The sequence below is a fragment of the Vibrio floridensis genome, assembly GCF_021852965.1.
In the GTDB taxonomy this organism is placed as follows: domain Bacteria; phylum Pseudomonadota; class Gammaproteobacteria; order Enterobacterales; family Vibrionaceae; genus Vibrio; species Vibrio floridensis.
The window spans coordinates 59,232-74,788 of the sequence record NZ_JAKGCY010000001.1; the positions used below are offsets into that span (position 1 = coordinate 59,232).

Annotated in this window: 16 protein-coding genes; 8 read left to right on the plus strand and 8 right to left on the minus strand. The window is 46.4% G+C overall.

Annotated elements, in window-relative coordinates; genetic code table 11:
* The first annotated feature begins 46 nt into the window (after positions 1-46).
* Both LZU85_RS00255 and LZU85_RS00260 read left to right on the plus strand, forming a co-directional pair.
* On the plus strand, positions 47-547 hold the full coding sequence (locus LZU85_RS00255; protein ID WP_237286063.1) for a DUF2850 domain-containing protein: 501 nt from the start codon (positions 47-49) through the stop codon (positions 545-547).
* A 328-nt stretch (positions 548-875) separates the two neighbouring features.
* A complete protein-coding gene (locus LZU85_RS00260) occupies positions 876-3,413 on the plus strand; it encodes a glycosyl hydrolase family 18 protein (protein ID WP_237286064.1) in 2,538 nt (845 codons plus the stop codon).
* A gap of 95 nt (positions 3,414-3,508) precedes the next feature.
* On the opposite strand, the gene LZU85_RS00265 is transcribed toward LZU85_RS00260, so the two are convergent.
* The gene (locus LZU85_RS00265) at positions 3,509-4,357 is read right to left on the minus strand and encodes an alpha/beta fold hydrolase (protein WP_176297782.1); all 849 of its coding nucleotides are present in this window, start codon (positions 4,355-4,357) and stop codon (positions 3,509-3,511) included.
* A gap of 79 nt (positions 4,358-4,436) precedes the next feature.
* Positions 4,437-5,030, minus strand: coding sequence for a TetR/AcrR family transcriptional regulator (locus tag LZU85_RS00270; protein WP_237286065.1), 594 nt, complete (start codon positions 5,028-5,030; stop codon positions 4,437-4,439).
* A 218-nt stretch (positions 5,031-5,248) separates the two neighbouring features.
* Between LZU85_RS00270 and LZU85_RS00275 the strand changes: the two genes are divergently transcribed.
* Complete coding sequence (locus LZU85_RS00275; protein WP_176297784.1) at positions 5,249-6,268, plus strand: acyltransferase; 1,020 nt, start codon at positions 5,249-5,251, stop codon at positions 6,266-6,268.
* 413 nt (positions 6,269-6,681) lie between these two features.
* Complete coding sequence (nhaD, locus tag LZU85_RS00280; protein WP_176297785.1) at positions 6,682-8,118, plus strand: sodium:proton antiporter NhaD; 1,437 nt, start codon at positions 6,682-6,684, stop codon at positions 8,116-8,118.
* Here the strand turns inward: nhaD and LZU85_RS00285 are convergent.
* Positions 8,112-8,399, minus strand: coding sequence for a TfoX/Sxy family protein (locus tag LZU85_RS00285; RefSeq protein WP_237286066.1), 288 nt, complete (start codon positions 8,397-8,399; stop codon positions 8,112-8,114). The genes nhaD and LZU85_RS00285 overlap by 7 nt on opposite strands.
* A complete protein-coding gene (locus LZU85_RS00290; RefSeq protein ID WP_176297787.1) occupies positions 8,396-8,803 on the minus strand; it encodes a GFA family protein in 408 nt (135 codons plus the stop codon). Before LZU85_RS00290 ends, LZU85_RS00285 begins: the two co-directional genes overlap by 4 nt.
* Before the next feature lie 211 nt (positions 8,804-9,014).
* On the opposite strand from LZU85_RS00290, the gene LZU85_RS00295 reads away from it, so the two are divergent.
* On the plus strand, positions 9,015-9,626 hold the full coding sequence (locus LZU85_RS00295) for a DUF6198 family protein (RefSeq protein WP_176297788.1): 612 nt from the start codon (positions 9,015-9,017) through the stop codon (positions 9,624-9,626).
* 151 nt (positions 9,627-9,777) lie between these two features.
* Here the strand turns inward: LZU85_RS00295 and LZU85_RS00300 are convergent, their stop codons facing one another.
* Entirely contained in the window at positions 9,778-10,254 is a 477-nt protein-coding gene (locus LZU85_RS00300) for a methylated-DNA--[protein]-cysteine S-methyltransferase (RefSeq protein ID WP_237286067.1), read from the minus strand.
* A gap of 1 nt (position 10,255) precedes the next feature.
* On the minus strand, positions 10,256-11,629 hold the full coding sequence (locus LZU85_RS00305; RefSeq protein WP_336886248.1) for a DNA-3-methyladenine glycosylase 2 family protein: 1,374 nt from the start codon (positions 11,627-11,629) through the stop codon (positions 10,256-10,258).
* Between the two features lie 396 nt (positions 11,630-12,025).
* Here LZU85_RS00305 and LZU85_RS00310 point away from each other — a divergent pair, with 396 nt between their 5' ends.
* Positions 12,026-12,229 carry a hypothetical protein gene (locus tag LZU85_RS00310; RefSeq protein WP_176297790.1) on the plus strand — a complete coding sequence of 68 codons (204 nt, stop codon included), beginning with the start codon at positions 12,026-12,028 and terminating at the stop codon, positions 12,227-12,229.
* A 128-nt stretch (positions 12,230-12,357) separates the two neighbouring features.
* Here LZU85_RS00310 and LZU85_RS00315 read toward each other — a convergent pair whose 3' ends face one another.
* Positions 12,358-13,212, minus strand: a complete 855-nt coding sequence (locus tag LZU85_RS00315; protein ID WP_176297791.1) for a LysR family transcriptional regulator — start codon at positions 13,210-13,212, stop codon at positions 12,358-12,360.
* Between the two features lie 148 nt (positions 13,213-13,360).
* Here LZU85_RS00315 and LZU85_RS00320 point away from each other — a divergent pair, with 148 nt between their 5' ends.
* Positions 13,361-13,720: a MaoP family protein gene (locus LZU85_RS00320; RefSeq protein WP_176297792.1), complete on the plus strand. Its 360-nt coding sequence runs from the start codon at positions 13,361-13,363 to the stop codon at positions 13,718-13,720.
* 399 nt (positions 13,721-14,119) lie between these two features.
* Here LZU85_RS00320 and LZU85_RS00325 read toward each other — a convergent pair whose 3' ends face one another.
* Positions 14,120-14,371, minus strand: a complete 252-nt coding sequence (locus tag LZU85_RS00325) for a DUF3081 domain-containing protein (RefSeq protein ID WP_176297793.1) — start codon at positions 14,369-14,371, stop codon at positions 14,120-14,122.
* Between the two features lie 321 nt (positions 14,372-14,692).
* Here LZU85_RS00325 and nagB point away from each other — a divergent pair, with 321 nt between their 5' ends.
* Complete coding sequence (gene nagB / locus LZU85_RS00330; RefSeq protein ID WP_176297794.1) at positions 14,693-15,493, plus strand: glucosamine-6-phosphate deaminase; 801 nt, start codon at positions 14,693-14,695, stop codon at positions 15,491-15,493.
* Positions 15,494-15,557 lie beyond the last annotated feature (64 nt).

Consider the following 15,557-nt stretch of genomic DNA (forward strand, 5'->3'; position numbering starts at 1 on the left):
AAATCGTCGTCCAAAATCCACTATTAACGGGATAAGGAAGCGCAATATGGTTAAGAAATCCACGCAAAACAGCAAAAACAATCGTATCGAACAGCAAGCCGAAGCACGCATTAACAGCAAGCTGGTTTTGTTTCGAGGGCTGTTCACGATTTTTTTCCTGCTGCTCACTGGCTATTTTTCCTACCGAATCTACTCGGAATATCAGTTCTATGTGGCTCCAGAAAATGTTTACGGAGAATGGATAGAAATTGGCGCTCCACCCTATTTAACTGAGCGTCTCACGCTCTCTGAACAAGGCGTTTTCCGCAACAACCGTTTGATCGCCACACAATATCAGTTTGATGGCGAACGAATCATGGTCGAAACCGGTGGCGGCCTCACCATTTACCAGCTCACTGGTAGCGAGTCTTCCCCTCAATTAAGACGTTTGCAGCCCGCCACTCCCGTGCAACGTTTTGTCAAAAAAGGCTATGAAGACACCATTACCGACAGCGCCACAGGCGGCGCACAAAATCGCCGAGCCGCACTGAGCGAACATTTTAATTAGTCCCACCAATCAGAATAAGACTCTTCGTTTCATCTGTTTTTGTTAAGTTAATTCCAATTACCATCATGCTGGAGCAATGGCGTGCTATTTTCTATTTCTCCATCAAAGTGCCAATTATTGGTCAAAGTCTAAAACACGCTTCCAAATTTTATGTAACACGTTGTTTCCCTGCACGAGATTATTCTCGGTCACTCGAAAAGCGTTTTAATTTTTTTTGCCGAAAAAAAAGACTCTCTAATACTGATCTCGATGCGTTGTGCCTACCTTCGCAAAGCAGCTTATGCCTTCGCAATTGATGGCATATATACAAAGGAATGAGAGAAAAATTATGACGAAACTAAACCTGTGTGCCGCGAGTATTGCGCTAGCTCTTTCCGGAGCAGCGCTTGCCGCCCCTACAGCACCAAGTATTGACCTGTACGGTTCAAACAATCTTCAGTTTTCTAAGATTGAACTCGCGATGGAAACCACCGCGGGCTACAACCAAATGGTGAAATACCATGATCAGGCAACCATCTCTGTGAAGTTCAATCAATGGAGTGGCAATACTGGTGATACCTACAATATCTATTTTGACGGCATAAAAGTGGCCTCTGGTCCTATTTCTGGAAGCCAAACAGCGGCCACTTTCCAATACGGAAAAGGCGGCCTTTATCAAATGGAAATCGAAGCGTGTGATGCGACTGGCTGTGCGAAAAGCGCACCCGCGGAGATCACCATCGCCGATACCGACGGCTCGCATCTTAAGCCGCTTACCATGAATGTTGACCCGAACAATAAGTCTTACAACACGGACCCAAGCCTTGTCGTCGGTACTTACTTTGTTGAATGGGGCATTTATGGCCGTAACTATACCGTTGACAACATCCCAGCTCAGAACCTAACTCATATTCTTTACGGCTTTATTCCTATCTGTGGTCCAAATGAGTCGGTGAAATCGGTTGGCGGTAACAGCTTCAATGCACTGAAAACCGCGTGTCAGGGTGTGCCAGATTACGAAGTCGTGATTCATGACCCATGGGCAGCGTATCAAAAGAGCTTCCCACAAGCTGGCCATCAATACAGCACGCCAATCAAAGGCAACTACGCGATGATGATGGCGCTGAAACAGCGTTACCCTGATCTCAAAATCATTCCATCCATCGGTGGCTGGACATTGTCTGACCCATTCTTTGATTTCGTCGATAAGAAAAACCGCGATACGTTTGTGGCGTCAGTCAAACGCTTCCTAACGACGTGGAAATTCTATGACGGTGTGGATATCGACTGGGAATTCCCTGGTGGTGATGGCGCTGCGCCAAACCTAGGCGATCCTGCACGCGATGGCCAAGCCTACGTTGATCTCATGCGCGAGCTGCGCACCATGCTGAACGAGTTGGAAGCAGAAACAGGTCGCACTTATGAACTGACATCCGCAATCGGTGTAGGTCACGACAAGATTGAAGACGTGAACTACGCAGATGCCATTCAGTACATGGATTACATCTTTGCCATGACGTACGACTTCTACGGCGGTTGGAACAACGTCCCTGGTCACCAAACCGCGCTTTACTGTGGTAACTTCATGCGCCCTGGTCAGTGTGACGGTACGGGTGTAGACGAGAATGGCGTGCCTTACAAAGGCCCGGCTTACACCTCTGATCACGGTATTCAACTTCTGCTTGCGCAAGGTGTGCCAGCCAACAAACTGGTGCTTGGTACTGCCATGTACGGCCGTGGTTGGGAAGGCGTAATGCCAAGCACTCTACGTGATCCAAATGACCCAATGACTGGCACTGCAACGGGTAAACTGAAAGGCAGCACCGCTCAAGGCGTTTGGGAAGATGGCGTGATTGACTACAAAGGCATTAAGTCATTTATGTTGGGTCCAAACAGCACAGGCATCAACGGTTATGAGTATGGCTACGATGAACAGGCAGAAGCACCATACGTGTGGAACCGCACCACGGGTGAGTTGATCACTTTTGACGATCATCGCTCTGTTCTTGCAAAAGGCGCATACGCGAAGAGCCTTGGTCTAGCGGGTCTATTCTCATGGGAAATCGATGCCGATAATGGTGACATCCTCAATGCGATGCATGAAGGTTTGGCGGGCGGTGTGGTGATCCCACCAAACAAAAAACCAACCGCAAATGCGGGTGCCGATGCCGTCGTGGTTGGCCCAGCAACCGTGACATTGGATGGCAGTGCATCGAAAGATGCTGAAGGCCCTATCGCTAGCTACGCTTGGACTCAAGTGAGTGGTCCAACGGTCACGCTGATGGGCGCAAACACGGCTTCTGCAAGCTTTGATGCACCAGAAGTGACTGCAGCGCAGCAATTCACTTTCCAACTTACGGTAACGGATGCAGATGGCGCAAGCGCCTCTGACACTGTGGTTGTGACGGTGAACGCGAAAGACACAGGTCCTGTGAACACAGCCCCAGTGGCGAAAGTGACAGCACCTGCCACGGCAAATGCGGGTGATGTGGTCGTGGTTGATGCGTCTGCTTCAACAGATGCAGACAACGATACACTGACTTACACTTGGCAGCTTCCAGCTGGTCTTGTAGCACAAACCAATGGCGCACAAGTGACCTTCACTGCGGCAGAATACACAGCAGATACTAGCCTAACGTTCACCGTAACAGTGAGCGATGGTCAAGCATCGTCTGTGGCATCAACAACAGTTGTTGTTGCGAAGAAAGTGGATAACGGTGGCACATGCAGCAATGCATGGGATGCGAGCGCGGTTTACACGGGTGGCCAACAAGTGACTCATGCAGGCAAAACATGGGAAGCGAAGTGGTGGACTACTGGTGAAGATCCATCGAAATCAGGTCAATGGGGGGTTTGGAAAGAGATCGGCCCTGCGAACTGTAACTAATCATTGCTGTTCCTAGCAATTCTGGCCAGATGCTTCGCGTCTGGCCTTTTTTATCTCCTGCTCTTACGCGTTCGACAAGAGTTGCCCCCCGCCCTTTACGCAATCAGGCGATCAAAACTGTCTAGCACCTGCTGACACTTCATCACGCGTCCATGCCCTTGTCCTTGCGTGCTGATTAATTCAACATTCTCCATTTCTTGAGCGGCAGAGGCAGATACTGCATGGCTAGTAAACTTGTCTTGTTCATCATGCACTATCAGGGTTTGCACACGACGTTGCGCCAAACGACGATACGGATCAACCGATTGAATAGGATAGTTAAACTGCTCTTCCACCTCAGACACCACGGCTCTAAACAGTTTCATGCTGTAACCCGAGCGCTCAATGCTCGAAAACAAGTTTTCCACGTAATTCAATACTGGCGCAATCAGCAACATGGGTTTGTCCTCAAGCTTTTGGTGGCGACATTCTAGAGCCGATGCCGTGCCCATACTGTGACCAACCAGGCCTGCGACCTCATCCAATGAATCCAACACCGCATCAAGCCCTTCAACAAACGCAGGGATATGCCCAACATCGCCAGAGCTTTCGCCGTGTGCTGGGTGATCGTAGGCCAACGCGGTAAAGCCGCGTGAAGCAATGTGCGCCATCAGTGGAAAAAACTGACTTGCCGTGCCCGACCAACCGTGCGTCAGCACCCATACCGGCCCGTCTCCCAAAGCGTACGTGGTCAAGGTGCCATGGGCCGTGTCTACCTGGCCTTTACGCAAGCCTTGTGGTGGCAGGTTTTTACTCTGGGTACGAGCAGGCGTTAGCAATAACTTTCGCGCCGTTCTTTTCGCATGGGAAGGGGCCAGCGTATGGTGTAGGCGTGTCGTCCAGTTCACTAAACTGCGTTTAAGGCTAAACTTCTGCGACGTATTAAAGTAAATCTTCTCACTCATCATATCCTCCGTTCGTTCAAAAAGAACGACCGTGCTATTTGTATTGTTTAAAAAGAGCAATACCTTGCTCTTTGCTCTCTTAACCGTTTTTCCATCCTGCCAGCAGCTTATCGACCCCTTGCCAAAAATGCTGCAAACTCACTTCCTCCCCGCGTATGGCATAAAACACATGCGCACTGAGGTACAAGCCATACAGTTCAAACACCGCTTGTCGGGCATTCAAATCAGCGGAAAAAGCGCCTTGTTCCATTCCTTTTTCAACTTGGATTTGCAGGTAATCTAACCACTTAGCAATCGAACTTTGCAGCGCTTTTTGCAGTTCACACTCTTTCGGCGCCGCATCATTCCAAGCGTCTAAAAACATGCAACTGCCTTGAAAAGAGTGGTTCCACGTCATCCAGTTATCCAGCAGCCCTCGGATTTTCTTCTCCATATCCGCATCACCAGACAAACGGGCAGGTGCGATCACACGCTCAGCGAAAATCAGGTTGGCATACTCCAGTACCGAGAGTTGCAAATTCAACTTCGCGTTGAAGTGGGCAAACAAGCCACTTTTTGACATTCCGCACTGCTTCGCTAACTCGCCAATGGTGAGGCTTTCTAAGCCATTTTCACTGGCCAGCTGAAAGGCATGCTGCAGGATGTGTTCTTTTGTAATTCGACCTTTACTCATAATGACCTAATTTTTAGCACGATCGTTCCATTTTGCAAATTTTATATTAGAGATCAGACCAGAAAACCAACATACCATTGGCGACACAAATAATAGATTTAATTGTAATGCAATGATTTTAAATATTTTTCTTTTCACATCGCAACTATTGATATTCGCTAGGTTCTCCCTTTGAGAGCAATGATAGATTGTGGTCAGTTATTTTAATGGGAGAGAACATGAAAACCAAAATCGCTAGCCTCGAGCTTGGGCGGATCATCGCGATGCTTGCCATCATAGGCTTACATTGCCAAATGGCATTGACCTACTGGCAAATCGATGACATTCCTTGGGTCGGCTACCTGCTCAATCAATTGGCACGCTTTGCCGTACCGCTATTTTTCCTGATTTCTGGTTATTTAATTCAGCCAAAACTCACTGCTACACCATTAAGCACATTGAAAAGTTACGCCAAGCCTTTACTCAAAATCTGGTTGGTATGGAGCATTTTAAGTCTACTGATGCCCTTTAACTTTCAAGTGGTGGCGGAACACGGTTACTTAGCCGAGCGACAAGGCTATTGGGGCTACTTGAGTCAAGCGCCACTCAACTCGCTATTAGAAGGCGGATTAGTTCACTTATGGTTTATCCCGGCATTGGTCATCGCGGTCGCCATTATTGCGCTCAGCCTTCATTTTCAACGCCAAAGTTGGCTGGTTGCGATTGCTACACTTCTTTATCTGTATGGCGTTTTAGCAGGTAGTTACCAACCACTGACGGAGATCGCGTCACCATTTTTTACTCGAAATGGCCCATTTTTTAGTACCCTATTAGTGGTCATAGGTTTCGTCATTCGTGATAGAAACCTTAGCCTTTCTCCTGCCAAAGCCCTCGCCTTGGTTGCAATCGGCATCGCACTTCATTTTGGTCAAGCGTGGAGCCTGATGAAGTTCGACATTGCCTTTAACGGTCACGATTTTCTTTTTGGTACAGAAATGTGGGCAACTGGCATTTTCTTGCTACTGCTTTGTTTTCCTAATTGGGGTAATCATGCTCTGACCTTTGCACTCTCACGCTATGTTTTAGGCGTGTACGTGTGCCATCTTTTGATCATCATTTTACTGATGAATATCGCTGGAATGACTGGTTTGGAAGGAATTGCTCGAGATCTCTTTATTTACCCAGTCACCATCCTTTTGAGCATTGCATTGGTTTGGCTAATCCATCACAGCCCACTTAGAAGAGTGCTATTGAGATAAGAGTACTGCCGCCATTACTGATCATAAACCACTTGACCAGTAATGGTTCTCATTTAATAAAATGAGACTACAATCGCAAAGTCACCGTTCTCCTTACGACAGCTAGTTAAATATTTGTATTAACTCACACTAATCAATCCCCAATCTGAGTAAAGTGTCTCCTTTATTCCGCATGCAGTAACCAGCGAAAAGGAGGGTTTATGTGGAGCACTCAATTAACACCATTTCTTGAAATCAGTGCGTGGTTATCTCACGGGCTTTTCTTGGTCGTTGCTTTACTTGGCATTGCCAGCGTCTACAGCCTCAAAAGATAAACGACTAAATCCATTTCGCTTCAGTGAATACGATAGCTGTCACATATAACTCGTTCATTTGTGTCTAAAATTTCTCCAGATAACAATGGAGAACTATCTATGGGCATCTATCAACGGATTGTTGTGCTAATTACCCTTTTGTTACCCACTTTTGCCTACGGCGCAACAACCTCAAAACTCAACCTCACCTCTTCTGCTGTTGGCATCATCTGCCTGTTTATTTTCGTCCTCTCCTACATCTTAGTGATGCTGGAAGAGTACTTAAAAATGCGCAAATCCAAACCCGTACTGCTTGCCGCAGGGTTAATCTGGATTTTGATTGGATTTAGCTATCAGTCCCATGGGCAAAGCGAGGTCGCCAAAGCCGCACTAGAACACAACTTGCTGGAGTACGCAGAACTACTGTTGTTCTTACTGGTGGCTATGACTTACATTAATGCTATGGAAGAAAGACGACTGTTTGATGCGCTGCAAGCGTGGATGGTAAGTAAAGGCTTTGATTTTCGTCGGCTGTTTTGGCTCACTGGCTTTCTCTCTTTCTTCATCTCCCCAATTGCCGATAACCTTACCACCGCTTTGTTGATGTGTGCCGTGGTGATGAAAGTTGCCGGCGACAACCCAAAATTTGTCAATATAGCCTGCGTTAACATCGTGATTGCCGCGAATGCTGGCGGTGCGTTTAGTCCTTTTGGCGACATCACCACGCTGATGGTCTGGCAGGCAGGCCACGTGAGCTTTTCACAGTTTATGCCACTTTTTCTCCCTTCTGCGATCAACTATCTATTGCCCGCCCTCATCATGTCGTTCTTTATTCCAGAGGAACGCCCACAAACTGTGCACGTTGAAGTGGAGCTCAAACGTGGTGCTAAAAGGATTGTTGGCCTGTTTATTCTCACCATCGCCACCGCGGTGGCGTTTCACGCCGTGCTCCACTTCCCACCCGTCATTGGTATGATGATGGGCCTCGCTTATCTGCAGTTTTTTGGCTATTTCTTGCGGAAAACCTTGGCACAATCGTTAGCCAAGAAAACCGCCATTGCCATTGCTAACGGGGATGAGGATGCCCTGAAGCGCATCGGCTCAGTAGTGCCGTTTGATGTCTTCCATCGTGTCTCTCGAGCAGAATGGGACACCTTGTTGTTCTTTTATGGCGTTGTCATGTGTGTGGGGGGATTGAGCCTATTAGGATATCTCGAAATGGTTTCATTCGCCCTCTACACCAAATGGGATCCGGTTTGGGCGAACATTACTGTTGGCTTCCTTTCTGCCATTGTCGATAATATTCCCGTGATGTTTGCCGTGCTCAGCATGGAACCTTCAATGTCATTGGGGAACTGGTTATTGGTGACATTAACCGCAGGGGTTGGCGGCAGTTTACTGTCGATTGGCTCGGCGGCGGGGGTGGCTCTAATGGGGGCTGCCCGCGGTCAATATACCTTCTTTGGCCATTTGAAGTGGACGCCAGTGATCTTACTTGGCTATTGCGCCAGCATCGCGATTCACTTGGTCTATAACACCCAGACTTTTAATTACTGATTTTCTTCAAATAGGGCTATCAATGCTTGGTAGCCCTCCAATTGCGTTAATAACTCCCAACGGCGTTGCTTGGCAACTTGCAGCCAATGTTCCCCTTCCAACGCGCCCACTAACGCATACAACAAATTCAAACTGGCCTTGGGCTGTGCCTCACGAACACGCAAATATGCACGAATAGGCCCCAGATCCCGCAATTGTTGAGATGTATTAATCCCGACAGACTGCAGCATCTGTTCTGACTTTGGCCCCAACCCTTGCAGATCGCGAATTCTCTCACTCATCTCTCACTCGACCTATCTGATGGATGATTAACGCCATCCATGAGTGGCACTTCACCGATGTCATACGGATTCACCCCTTCTAAGCAGCCCAAATTGAAGCCATATTCGTCTGGAGAAGAGCGACGTTGATGGTGAGTATAAATGCCACAATTTGAGCAAAAGTAGTGTTTGGCGGTATGGGTATTAAACTGATAGAGCTTCAACAAGGCTTCGCCTTTGATGATGCGGATGCCATCCAATTTTACCGATGCCACAATGGCCCCTTTTCTACGACACATTGAACAGTCACAGCGACGGGGCTTCTCAATGCCATTAGGTAAATCGAGCTCTAATTCCACCCCACCACAGTGACAAGTTGCTTTGTGTTTTGCCTGAATAATGGTTGAGCCGACTTGCTTAATCATCATCTTCTCCTTGTGTTTTTATCGATCTTAGTTTGACGATAAAACGCACATTCTTACGCTTAGACAATCACAGTGTGTAAATATTGTTAAACACTTAACAGTTTTGCCATTTGCGTTCGACGCTCGACAAAACGCTCAATAATCGACATCTTTAGCGGGTTTTCAGTCTGTTTTATCTCTTTGACAGCAAATTTTAAAGGAAGTCGGAATAATGGATAAAGATCATAGCCTAAGAGAAAATTTACTCGCGCTCACTCTTGGTAGTGCCTTGGTTTCCCTCGGCGTAATCTTTTTTAATCAGGTAGGATTGTTAACTGGTGGAACCGCTGGATTAGCGATTTTCCTCACCAAAGTCACTGATTTTAGTTTTGGTCAGGTATTTTTTGCCTTGAACCTCCCTTTTTACATACTTTCAGTCATGCGCATGGGATGGCGTTTTACCATTAACACTTTCATCGCAGTTACCATCGTCTCTTTTGCCGTGGATCACCTGCACCATGTTATCGAAATTGCGCATATTGATTCGTTTTATGCAGCGCTGCTGGGCGGCGGTTTGATCGGCATTGGGATGTTAATCATCTTCCGTCATAAGATGAGCTTAGGCGGCTTCAATATTCTCGCCTTATTCTTGCAAGAGCGGTTTGGCATTCGAGCGGGCAAGGTTCAAATGGCGCTCGACTGTACCATCGTTGTCCTTTCGCTCTTTATCGTTGAACCTTATTTAATTGCTTTATCAGTGCTCGGTGCCGTAGCAACAAACTTGATTCTAGCGATGAACCACAAACCGGGGCGCTATCAACCAAAATCGCCCGTGGCCTCGTAGCGACCAGCGCCACTATCCACTCAATAACGAGAAGCCCAATGGCTTCTCGTTATCATTTCCTAAGCTGACTGCTGAACAACCATGTTTACAGTGTAAATCGTGACTATACCTGATGCATCCAAGGCTCATATAACGTGATAGAGCATTCAAGCTATCGGTATTTAAGTTCCAACGCCAACAGTTGTTGTTTGCGCTCAACACCCCCAGCGTAGCCAGTCAACTTACCGTTTTTGCCTATCACGCGATGGCACGGCACCACAATCGATATTGGATTTTTGCCATTAGCAAGACCAACCGCTCTCACCGCTTTGGGGTTGCCTATGGCGTTGGCAAGATCTTGGTAACTGCAACTCTCACCGTAAGGAATTTGGCTGAGAGCGTGCCAAACTTGTCGCTGAAAGTCAGTGCCGTTGGCCGCAAGCGGTAATTCAAATTGCTGACGAGTCCCTTCAAAGTATTGCGTCAGTTGTAGCACTGCCTTCACGAGAACAGGGTGAGAGGTGGATACCTCTCCCAACATTTGAGGTTTGGTTGTATGTTGTTCAAACCAGATCCCAACAAGGCCTTCATCCACCGCTTGAATCGTGACGACTCCCAATGGGCTATCCATTTGTGTGTAAAACTTCATGTTATTGATTCCATAGATGAAACGTCGCGTAGCTTCCCCAAGGCGCTGCGCTTTTTGCAGTGAGCAATGGGTATTGTGTCATGTTTTTTTTCACCACTAAGTCTTTATCGAGAAAACAGTTTGGTAATGAGAGCCCTCTGAGATGCGCATAACTGATCGTCCAGGGTCCAATACCTTTCAAAGCCAACCACTCACCGGGATCTTGATGTTCGTTCTCCATCATATAAGCGGCAAATCGTTGCAAAGTCTCTTTGCGACTTTGTGGCATTTTCAAAAACGAAAGATCCGCCAATGCCACTTGCTCGGGGGTTGGGAACGTGAACTTATCCGCACTAACCGCTAAAGTCGCCACCAACAAATTCAACTGCCCAATGGCCGCTTTTACTGACACTTGCTGGCCCAGAATCGCCCTCACACCCGCCTCCCAAGCGCTCCAAACGCCAGGAATTCGAATACCAGTTTCACGCACCAGACCGGGCGCAACAGAACTGAGATGCGCTTCAATCACATCAGTATCCGCATCAAGGTCAAACATACGTCTTATGCCCGCAACAACCGTGTGGAGCAAAGAAAGATCATCAACCGCAACCTCCACCAGTAAGCACGATTTTTCTTGGCATAGCGCCACGCTAAACTCGACTTCGTGGCCATGCAAAAGCAAGCTACGTTGGTAGTGAGTCTCTGTCACTCGTTCCACTCCGTCAATCGCTCGCATGCGATAAAAGGCCAGCATATGTCGCCAGTTGAGAATCCCTTTCAACGGCAAACAGAGCTTTGGTTGTTCTCCTTGAGCCATCTTAGACTGATGGCGAACTCTTGAAGGCGTCATTTTCATCACTTTCTGAAATGCATCGTTGAAACGGCGTGTACTGTTAAATCCGCAGGCAAAACCAATATCTGCAACGCTAAATGTGCTGGTATGGAGCAACTGTTTCGCAAACAAAAGTTGCTGATACTGGGCGTATAACTTGGGCGACATACCCAGGTAGCGGGCAAACAACTGTCTCACATAACGATCACTCACCCCCAAGCGAGCCGCTAGCTCGGCCATATTGGCATTTTGCAAGGCTCCTTGCTCAATCAAACGCAGCGCACGAGAAAACGTGGTTTCCACGCCTTTCCATGCCCACGAGTCCGGAGCGCTATCTGGCCGACAACGCAAACAAGGACGGTATCCCGCCTGCAATGCCTGAGCTTTGTCGTTGTAATATTCAACATTTTCTTCTTTTGGTAAATTCGCCGGACAAATCGGACGGCAAAAAATACCGGTACTTCTTACCGCAATGTAAAACGCCCCATCAAAGCGTGCATCTCGAGCCATTCTTGCCTGTTGGCATTGTTCAATAGTGAGAGAGGAAAAATCGGATAATGCCACAAAATCGTCCTTGTTTTGGCCTAACAGTCAACCCATCGTTATCAAGATTGTAAGACGAAATGGCGCAAGAAGTAGCCATTTTCGGAACTGAAGCCGGAATGATACATCGAGTGATGTGACACCCAAGCCACTGAGCATCGTAAATGGGTGAAATGAATATGGAAGCAAAAGCGCACAGATTAATAAAATGATTGATCCGGACTGGTGTTTGAGTAAACGAGCATCACCACCCGCATTGCGACTTCAAACAAAACGAGGGGATATATTTCGGTCATATCCTTTTGCAATAGTGTCACCTGTATTATTTGTGGCAAATCTCACAATCTACACTAATGTAAAAAGTAGCCACCTCAAAAGTGGCAAACAACGTCAGAAATAACGTATAAGGAAGAGGCTATGGATTTGCACTCCTGCATTATTGTGCTGCGTAATCAAGAAGTGATTACCAGTAACTCTGTGGAAGATTCTCTCGGTATTATTGAATCTCAAGGACAGAATGGCATTTCAACCATTCAAATCAACGCACGTGATGGCAACGCGATTCACACCTATCACTGCGCCAACATAGAGGATTCATTGGAAAACTTAATGAATCTTTAAATCATCACAGCGTGCGGATTCATTTGATCGAAAAAAGCCTCGTCATCGCGAGGCTTTAAAGTCAGTGATGTAGATCGATTCGGGTTGCCGCTTGCAGTAACAGGGTATATTAAGCCATTACTGGTTTTTTAGCTCGCCAGCGGGTCAATCATTTTAACGAGCTCTTCAACTTGCCTAATCGCATCGATAGAGGTGCTCGCCTTGCGATAACTCAGATAGATAGGTCGATTCCACTCTTCGACACCATGTACACGATGCAACTGCCCTGTTGTGAGATAAGGCTGGGCGACAGAGGCAGGTAAGTAAGCACTTCCACCTTTCTCTAGAATAAAATCCAGTGCGATACGCGCAGTGGACGTTCTGAGGTAAGGTGCAATGTGCTTTTGATGGCGCTCTGCGTGCTCAGAGGCAAATTTGGTGCCCCAGTCGATGTAAACGTATTTGCCATCGAACACCGTCTCTTTGCTGTCTTCTTGAGTCGACACCATCACCAGAACCAAGTCAGCCACTTTTTTACATGAAAACTCATCCGCTTTGATCTGATCAAACGCGAATGCCATGTCTAACGTGCGCTCTTGCAAGCCTCGAGTCAGCAGTTCTCGCCCCATCACTTCAGCGTTAAAACCGTAGCCACTAAACGAATCTGTTACGGCGCTGAGGCAATTTTGCAAATAAGCATCCCATACATTAGGCGTCCCGCCTAACGTCAGCTGCAATGCCCTGCCATCTTTCATCGAAAGCTCTAATTTGGCCTGTTGAAGCGTAGATACCATCACTTCCGCATAACCCACTAAACGCTCTCCAGCAGAGGTTAACTTGATATTATTGCGATCTCGGATAAAAAGCTCGACATCGAAATAACTTTCGAGCTGTTTGATGCGGGCACTCACTGCCGCTTGGGTAATGTACAAATTTTCAGCCGCACGACCAAAATGTCGAACATTAGCTAATTCTAAAAAAGTTCGAAAGACCTTTACGTCCATTACTCATCTCCTGGTTGAACGACACCAGATTAACAATAAAATACAATCATATCGATAGAAAAGTTTTGTTTTTCTTTTGCTAATTTTGCGCCTAACTTTCGCCGTAAATCATCATTAATAATCTATACGGTTACAGAGGCTGTCTGATATGTCTGACTCGACGATTCGTCATGGCAAAAAACGATTTTTCGATAACGCAAAATTCCCACGCGGATTTGCAAAGTCTGGTGATTTTACTCTTGCAGAAGAGGAAATCCTAATGATTTATGGGGAAACCCTAGTTGGTCTAGAGACAGGACAACTAACCCCTGAAAATGAAGATGAGAAACACTTTTTGCTGACTTTAGAGACTCCAGAAGCAGCACAAAGCAAAGTAGAACGCACCTGGTTGAAATACATTCGTCTTGCGCGTGGTCGTAAGCGATTCCATACGTTAAACGGTCGCAATAAACCTGATGCGAACGATGATTACGTAGAGGAAGATGCGAGCTTAACTGAGGACGATTAATCCCATTTGCTTCTTGATGCAATCATGTTTATCAAACAATGATTCGACCTTAAGGCTCATTCACCAATGACGATTAAGGGATCACATGGTTGCCAGTACAACAAATGGCTTAATCATTAAAGACAAAAACCGCTTTTGTTTTTGTCGAGTTCTTCAAGAGGACTCAAGACCTCAAACAGAGTATTTACATTGAGTTGTCAGACTGAATGTTAGAAAGCCCGCTCCGAATGGCGGGCTTTGAACTCATCATTTTTCTACTGTATTTGCGTCGCCAGATCGCCTTACGCTCCATTCTTTTGTGCGATAAAAGACAACGTTCTCGAAGGTATGCGAGTGAGAAAAACGAAAACCCAAAGCAAACACGACTTTGGGTTTTAAACGGCTTGGATTACATCGCGGCTATTTCGCCAAGTTAGCCACTTTTTTAAGAAAGCTATCGCGAAGATGTTCCTGTTCATAATCCAAATGATAGGTATTGTGGAATCCCACTTTAAGTTCAACGCCGTTGCCTCTCATGTAAACGCTGTAACCATCGTAATCAGAAAACGCCTCTACCCCTTCATAAATTTTGCCAAATTCCGTCGGAGTGCCTCGTTCCATTATGGTTTCATACGCGTGGAGAATTTTGGTGGAATCCAGTTCATTTTTCATGGTCAGGCTCCTTAAAAAGCACACATCGTAAGTATGGTAAACAGACCTTCATTTCGCCAATATGCAATTTTGAACTGACTCAAACTAACACTTAATTTCAAAGATAAATTTATCAACAAAATGCGAAAGAATCGCTTGATATCTAAACAAGAAAAAAAGCACACAACGGCAACGCAAACGTGTGTTATGGTGATTTTAGATGACCATTCGGTGAAAAATCGGAAATTTTGACCTAAAACAATGGCAGCCACCAAAAACTTATTTTATAATGCAAAATAATGTTTCGGTACATCCAAAATTTCTAATATCTAGGGGCAAAAAATGAGACTTATCCCGTTAAAAACCGCAGCACAAGTTGGTAAGTGGGCAGCGGCACATATTGCTAAGCGTATCAATGATTTCCAACCAACTGCTGAGCGTCCTTTCGTGTTGGGCCTACCAACGGGTGGCACACCTCTTGCGACTTACAAAGCACTGATCGAACTCTATCAAGCAGGTGAAGTGAGCTTTAAGCACGTTGTGACTTTTAATATGGATGAGTACATTGGTATCGCCGCTGATCACCCAGAATCGTACCGTTCATTCATGTACAACAACTTCTTCAACCACATTGACATCCAGGAAGAGAACATCAACCTGCTAAACGGCAATGCGGAAGACCACGAAGCAGAATGTCAGCGTTACGAAGACAAGATCAAATCTTACGGCCGTATCAACCTATTCATGGGTGGCGTGGGCAACGATGGTCACATCGCATTCAATGAACCAGCTTCTTCTCTATCGTCTCGCACTCGCATCAAGACACTAACGGAAGACACTCGTATTGCTAACTCTCGTTTCTTCGATGGCGACATTAACCAAGTACCAAAGTACGCGCTAACTATCGGTGTAGGTACTTTGCTTGATTCTCAAGAAATCATGATCCTAGTAACTGGTCACAACAAAGCGCTTGCACTAGAAGCAGCGGTAGAAGGTTGTGTAAATCACCTATGGACTGTTTCTGCTCTTCAACTACATCCTAAGTCAGTGATCGTATGTGATGAGCCATCAACTCAAGAGCTAAAAGTGAAGACGGTAAAATACTTCACTGAGCTAGAAGCGAAGAACATCGTCGGCTTCTAATTTCGCTCTGAGCGAACGATAAAAAGCAAATCCCGCGATCATCGCGGGATTTTTCTTTGGTTTG